The sequence below is a fragment of the Streptomyces sparsus genome, assembly GCF_054776295.1.
Map to the genome: position 1 here is coordinate 1 of NZ_BAAHCA010001090.1, position 1,475 is coordinate 1,475.

2 protein-coding genes are annotated in these 1,475 nt (G+C 75.5%); both read right to left on the bottom strand.

The window, feature by feature from the left end; all coding sequences use genetic code 11:
* Positions 1-115 precede the first annotated feature (115 nt).
* Complete coding sequence (locus ACYVE9_RS26530) at positions 116-346, bottom strand: hypothetical protein (protein WP_461030436.1); 231 nt, start codon at positions 344-346, stop codon at positions 116-118.
* Positions 347-355: 9 nt separating this feature from the next.
* The coding region (locus ACYVE9_RS26535) for a 4-alpha-glucanotransferase (protein WP_461030437.1) at positions 356-1,475 on the bottom strand (1,120 nt) is incomplete at its 5' end.

The following is a 1,475-nucleotide window of genomic DNA, read 5'->3' on the forward strand; positions in this document are numbered from 1 at the left end:
CTCCGGCGTGCGGGCGGCTCACGGCGTGCGGGCATGGCGAAGGCGCCCCCGGCGCGGTGTTCGGGGGCGCCTTCGGCTCACCCGCTCGGGACCGGCGGTGAAGCCGGCCGGCGGGTCAGCCGTTCGTCTTGTTCGACTTGTCGCCGACCATGACCAGCCCCGCGATGACCGCGAACAGGGCCAACGGGGCGATCACGTAGAGGCCCAGCGTCTGGACGGCGCTCAGGCCGGGGCCCGGGTCGTCGCCGTCGTCACGGATGAGGGCGAAGGCGGGGGACGACATCATCAGCGTCATGACCGTACCGACGGTGATGACTCCGGCTCGCACTGCGTTCTTCTTGACCACGGAACCAAATTAGCGAACGCCCTCCGGGTCCGCGCGCCCGGGGTCGCCTTGACCGCCGCGCAGACCCTCGCGGACCGCGGCCAGCAGCGCCGCCAGGCGCGGTGCCGCGGCCAGCTGTTCCAGGCTCACCGGACGCCCGGAACCGTCGGCGACGGGCAGCCGCCAGTTGGGGTACTCGCGCCAGGTGCCCGGCACGTTCTGCGGTCTGCGGTCCCCGGTGCCGTCCGGCAGCCAGACGCCGATCATGCGGGCCGGGGTGCGGGTCAGGAACCCGTAGACGGCGCGGATCTCGGCCTCCTCGTCCCGCGGGCCCTCCGGCAGCAGCCCCTCCCGGCGCAGCAGCGTGAGCCATTCGGCCGTCTCGGCGGCGTCGGCGGCCCGCTCGGCGTCCACGTCGCCGTCCAGCAGGCCGAGGCGGTCGCGCAGCTCGACGTGGTCGCCGCTGATGCGGGCTGCGGTGCTGGGCAGGTCGTGGGTGGTGGCGGTGGCCAGGCAGCCCTCCCGCCACTGCCGGGGGGCCAGCGGCGCCCCGCTGCCGGGCGCCTCCGCCGTGCCGTAGTCCCGTTCGAACCACAGCACGGAGGTGCCCAGCACGCCGCGGTCGGCGAGTTCCTCCCGCACCCCGGGTTCGACCGTGCCGAGGTCCTCGCCGATCACCGGTGTGCCCGCCCGGCACGCCTCCAGGGCGAGCGAGCCCAGCATGGCGTCCGCGTCGTAGCGGACGTACGTGCCTTCGGTGGGCGGGCGGCCCTCGGGCACCCACCACTGCCGGAACTGCCCCATGACGTGGTCGATGCGCAGGGCACCGGTGTGCCGCAGCAGTCCGCGCAGCAGCTCCCGGTACGGCCGGTAGCCGGACTGGGCGAGCGCGTCCGGCCGCCAGGGCGGCAGCCCCCAGTCCTGGCCGGCGGCGTTGAACGCGTCCGGTGGGGCGCCGATGGACATGCCGGCGGCCAGCGCGTCCTGGAGCGCCCAGGCGTCGGACCCGGACGGGTGCACGCCCAGCGCCAGGTCGTGGACCAGGCCCAGCGGCATGCCCGCCTCCCGGGCGGTGCGCTGGGCCTCCGCGAGCTGGGCGTCGGTCAGCCAGGCGAGCCAGCGGTGGAAGTCCACCCGCTCGGCGTGCTGG